The organism is Streptomyces sp. AcH 505 (genome assembly GCF_000818175.1).
Classification (GTDB): Bacteria; Actinomycetota; Actinomycetes; order Streptomycetales; family Streptomycetaceae; genus Streptomyces.
The window spans coordinates 4,429,868-4,435,134 of record NZ_JTIY01000001.1; the positions used below are offsets into that span (position 1 = coordinate 4,429,868).

At 73.6% G+C, this 5,267-nt stretch carries 3 protein-coding genes; all 3 read left to right on the forward strand.

Features of this window, described 5'->3' with window-relative positions; all coding sequences use genetic code 11:
• Positions 1-121 precede the first annotated feature (121 nt).
• Positions 122-1,576 carry a carboxylesterase family protein gene (locus HY68_RS20250; protein WP_041990863.1) on the forward strand — a complete coding sequence of 485 codons (1,455 nt, stop codon included), beginning with the start codon at positions 122-124 and terminating at the stop codon, positions 1,574-1,576.
• A 141-nt stretch (positions 1,577-1,717) separates the two neighbouring features.
• Complete coding sequence (locus tag HY68_RS20255) at positions 1,718-4,654, forward strand: DEAD/DEAH box helicase (RefSeq protein WP_198533423.1); 2,937 nt, start codon at positions 1,718-1,720, stop codon at positions 4,652-4,654.
• Positions 4,651-5,267, forward strand: a 617-nt coding sequence (locus HY68_RS20260) for an SWIM zinc finger family protein (RefSeq protein ID WP_041996664.1), incomplete at its 3' end; no start/stop codon positions are given. The genes HY68_RS20255 and HY68_RS20260, both read left to right, overlap by 4 nt.

Consider the following 5,267-nt stretch of genomic DNA (forward strand, 5'->3'; position numbering starts at 1 on the left):
GGAGCCGGTACCGGCGCCCGCCCCGCCCCCGTCGCACGCCTGAACACGCGCTCGGGTGACCCGCTGCCTACCTTTGGGTATGTCGGAGGAAGCGGCGGTCGGCTGAAGGAGCCCGGAACGTATGGAACCCGTGTGTACGACGCGTCAGGGCCAGGTCAGCGGCCGGATCTCGGTGGAAGGGGTGGCGTCGTTCCTGGGCGTCCCGTACGCGAAGGCGCCCCGGTTCGGGCCACCGGAGCCGGCTGAGCCGTGGGAGGGGATACGGCCGGCGGTCGCGTACGGACCGACGCCGCCGAAGGCGCGCTACGCGCCGCCTCTCGACGCGCTCATCCCGGAGACCTTCGTCGCGGCGGGGCCGGGTGAGAGCTACCTCAACCTGAACGTGTGGACCCCCTCGCCCACGTCGGGCGGCGCCGGGCTGCCGGTGATGGTGTGGATCCACGGCGGGTCGTTCACGAACGGCTCGTCGGCGGACCCCACGTACGACGGGACCGCGTTCGCCCGGGACGGCGTGGTGCTGGTGAGCGTCAACTACCGGCTCGGTACGGAAGGCTTCCTCCATCTCGCAGGGGTGCCCGACAACCGCGGTCTGCTCGACCAGATCGCGGCGCTGGAGTGGGTGCGGGACAACATCGCTTCGTTCGGCGGCGATCCCGGCCGGGTCACGGTCTTCGGTGAGTCGGCGGGCGCGATGGGCATCGGCGTCCTGCTCGGGACGGAGCGGGCGCGCGGGCTGTTCCGCCGGGCCATCCTGGAGAGCGGGGCCACCCACCACTTCCTGCGGCCGGCTTCGGCGGCTCTGATCACCGCCCGGCTCGCCGAGAAGCTGGGGATCGAACCCACGGCCGCCGCTTTCGCCGCCGTCCCCGAGGACGTATTGCGGCCCGCCCAGGCGGAACTGCGGGCGGAGATCGGCGCACGCCCCGACCCGGCCCTGTGGGGCGAGGCGGCGCTGAACATGATGCCGTTCGAACCGGTCGTCGACGAGCATGTCCTGCCCGCCTCCGACTGCGGCGTCGAGCTGCTCGTCGGCAGCAACCGCGAGGAGTACCTGCTGTTCCTCGTGCCGACCGAGCGGCTGCGTCTGGTGTCGGAGGCGCGGCTGCGCGGAGCCGCGGAGACGTACGGCCTCGACCCGGACAAGGCCCTCGCGCTCTACCGTGAGAGCCGGCCGCAGGCGATGCCCGGGGAGATCTTCGACGCGCTGACGACGGACTGGTTCTACCGGGTACCGGCGATCCGGCTCGCCGAGGCGGTGCCCGGCTCGCATCTGTACGAGTTCGCCTGGCGCTCACCGCGCTTCGACGGCCGGCTCGGCGCCTGTCACGCCGTCGAGCTGGGCTTCGTCTTCGACCTCGTCGGCTCGGACGCCTATACGCCGATGCTCGGCGAGGGCGCGCCGCAGGCACTCGCCGACACCATGCACGGCGCGTGGGTGGCGTTCGCCACGACCGGGGACCCGGGCTGGGCCCCGTACGACAGGGACAGCCGGACGACGATGGTCTTCGACGAGGAGTCCGCGACCGTGGACGACCCGAGGCCGCAGGAGCGCGAGCTGTGGGACGGGCTGCGCTGACCTGCCCCGACCGGGGATGACCTGTTCTCACCCGTTCTGACCTGCGCCGACAACGCTTTTGGAGGGAATGTCAGACCCCCCGCCTAGACTCGCAGAGACAGTCGGATCTTGGACGACGGTCTCGGAGCGCGTGGAGCGGAGGTGGGGGCGGTGGAGCGGTACGGACAGAGCCTGACGCGCTGCGCCGCGGTCTTCCTGCCTGCCGGGCTGCCGCGCGAGGGCCAGGTCGCCTTCTGGGCCCCGGGAGGCGGCGAGCTGCCGGCCGAGGCGGCCGAGGCGGGCACCCGGAGCGTCATCTCGGTGGTGGGCCGGACCGAGGGCGGCGGGAGCGGAGAGGCCGGCGCGAGCGGCGAGGGCGCTGTCGGTACGAGCAAGGTGCCCGCCGTGCTGCTGCCGGTGGCCGACGCGGTGCCGCTGCTGGTGCGCGCCCGGCCGGACAGGACCGCGCATCCGGCCTCCGCCTGCTGGGGCGCCGCTGCGCTGCACGCCCTGCAACTGGCCGCGCGCGGCAGGCTCCTGCCGGGACTGACCGCATCCGACCACGACGCCTGGCGGGCCGGACCGCTCGACGCGGGGGACATCGCGCAGCTGCGGGCCATCGCCGCCGCCATGCCCTACGAGGCGTATGCCGTGCCGGTATCCGACGAGCTGCCGCTCCGGCTCCCCGACCCGGAGGCGCTGGTGCGGGCCTTCCTCGACGCGGTGGCGGACAGTCTGCCGCGTACGCCCGCCGCCGCGTTCGCGGCGGGGGCGCCGTTCGCGGCCAAGGCCCCGCAGCATCTGCCGCGCGCGCGGGCGTGGGCGGCCGAGGCGGCGGTCGGTATGGACGCCGGGGTGCGGGTGTCGCTGCGCCTGGACCTCTCGGCCTTCGAGCTGTTCGACCATACGGAGCCCGAACCCCTCTCGGCGGAGCCTGGTTCTCCCCGGCCCGATGCGGCGGGGGCCGAGGTCGAGCGGCGGGCGGGCGCCGCGCTCGTCCAGATCCACAGCCTCGCCGATCCGACGCTCGTGATGGACGCCGCCCGGCTCTGGGCGGGCGAGGGGGACGAGAGCTTCGGGCCGCGCGCCAGGATCGACGCGATGCTCGCGCTGCGCCGCGCGGCGCGCGTCTGGAATCCGCTCGCCCGACTGCTGGAGCGCGACGTGCCCGACGCGCTGCCGCTGTCCGAGGACGAGCTGTACGAACTGCTCGGCCCGGGCGCCGCCCGGCTCGCCGCCGCGGGTGTCGCCGTGCACTGGCCGCGTGAGCTGGCCCGTACGCTCAGCGCCGCCGCCGTCGTACAGCCGGCGCCCGGCTCGGCCACGGACGGCACGCCGTTCTTCGACAGTACGGAACTGCTCAAGTTCAACTGGCAGTTGGCGCTGAACGGCGATCCGCTCAGCGACGCGGAGATGGACGCGCTCGCCGAGTCGCACCGGCCGATCGTGCGGCTGCGGGACCAGTGGGTCGTCGTCGACCCCGCGCTCGTCCGCAAGGCGCGCAAGCGGGAGCTGGGGCTGCTGGCGCCGGTCGACGCCCTGGCCGTGGCGCTCACCGGCACCGCCGAGGTGGACGGCGAGACCGTACAGGCGGTGCCGACCGGCGCCCTGGCCGTCCTGCGCGACCGGCTCACGTCCGGCACGGCCACGCTCCCGCAGCCGCCGGCGCTCGCCGCGACGCTCCGCGACTACCAGCTGCGCGGTCTCGCCTGGCTCGATCTGATGACCTCGCTCGGCCTCGGCGGCTGCCTCGCCGACGACATGGGGCTCGGCAAGACCATCACCCTCATCGCCCTGCACCTGCACCGCGCCAGGCCCACCCCGACCCTGGTGATCTGCCCCGCTTCGCTCCTCGGCAACTGGCAGCGCGAGATCACCCGGTTCGCCCCCGGTGTGCCCGTGCACCGCTTCCACGGCAGCGGCCGGAGCCTGGAGGGTGTGACCGACGGCTTCGTGCTGACCACGTACGGCACGATGCGCGGCAGCGCCCCCGAACTGGCCGCGCACAGCTGGGGCATGGTCGTCGCCGACGAGGCGCAGCACGTGAAGAACCCCTTCTCGTCCACGGCCAAGGCGCTGCGCACGATCCCCGCGCCGGCCAGGATCGCCCTGACCGGCACGCCCGTGGAGAACAACCTCTCCGAGCTGTGGGCCCTGCTCGACTGGACGACGCCGGGGCTGCTCGGACCGCTCAAGACGTTCCGCGCCCGGCACGCCCGCATCGTGGAGAACGTGGAGAACGCGAAAGCGGCCGACGTGAAGGACGCCGACAACGAGGAAGCGGTGGAGCGGCTCGCCCGGCTGGTCCGCCCGTTCCTGCTGCGCAGGAAGAAGTCCGACCCCGGCATCGTGCCCGAGCTGCCGCCGAAGACGGAGAGCGACCACCCGGTCGCGCTCACCCGGGAGCAGGCGTCGCTGTACGAGGCGGTGGTGCGCGAGACGATGGCCGCCATCGAGGCGGCGCAGGGCATCGCCCGCCGGGGTCTCGTCATGAAGCTGCTCACCGCCCTCAAGCAGATCTGCAACCACCCCGCGCAGTTCCTGAAGGAGGACACCGCCCGGCTGACGGGCCGTTCCGGCAAGCTCGCCCTGCTCGACGAGCTGCTGGACACGATCCTCACCGAGGACGGCTCCGTGCTGATCTTCACCCAGTACGTGTCGATGGCGCGGCTGCTCTCCGCGCATCTCACCGCCCGCGCCATCCCCTCCCAGCTGCTGCACGGCGGCACACCCATCGCCGAGCGGGAGCGGATGGTCGACCGCTTCCAGTCCGGCGAGGTGCCCGTCTTCGTCCTGTCGCTGAAGGCGGCGGGCACCGGTCTGAACCTCACCCGGGCCGGCCATGTCGTCCACTTCGACCGCTGGTGGAATCCGGCGGTCGAGGAGCAGGCCACCGACCGCGCCTACCGGATCGGCCAGACCCAGCCGGTCCAGGTCCACCGGCTGATCGCCGAGGGCACGGTCGAGGACAGGATCGCCGAGATGCTGGTCTCCAAGCGGGCCCTGGCCGACGCGGTGCTCGGCTCCGGCGAGGCGGCCCTGACCGAGCTGACCGACCGTGAGCTGGCCGATCTCGTCTCGCTGCGCAGGCCGTCGTGACGGCCGCCCGCGCCCCGCGGCACGACGACCGCCGCCGCACCTTCCCCGCCCTGCCGCCGCGCCCGAGCGCCGAAGGGGACTTCGCTGCGAGCTGGTGGGGCAACGCCTGGGTGGAGTCCATGGAGGACACGGCCCTCGACACCGCCCGGCTGCGGCGCGGCCGGGCGTACGCGGGCGGCGGCCATGTCGACGCGATCACGGTCACCCCCGGCAAGGTCACGGCGTACGTCCACGGCAGCAGGCCGCGCCCGTACCGTACGGAAATCCGGCTGCGCACCCTGGACGAGGCGGGCTGGGAAGATCTCCTCGACAGCGCGGCGGCCCGCCCCGACCACATCGCGGCGCTCCTCGACAAGGACATGCCGCACTCCCTCGCCGAGGTGGCGGGGCTGCTCCCGGGGCCCGGCGATCTGACCCCCGACTGTTCCTGCCCGGACGACGGCTATCCCTGCAAACACGCCGCCGCCCTCTGCTACCAGACGGCGCGTCTCCTCGACGAGGATCCGTTCGTCCTGTTCCTGATGCGCGGGCGCGGGGAGCAGGAAGTGCTCGCCGACCTGACCCGGCGCAACGCGGCGAGGTCCGCCGTGGAACGCACGGCTGCGGCGCCCGC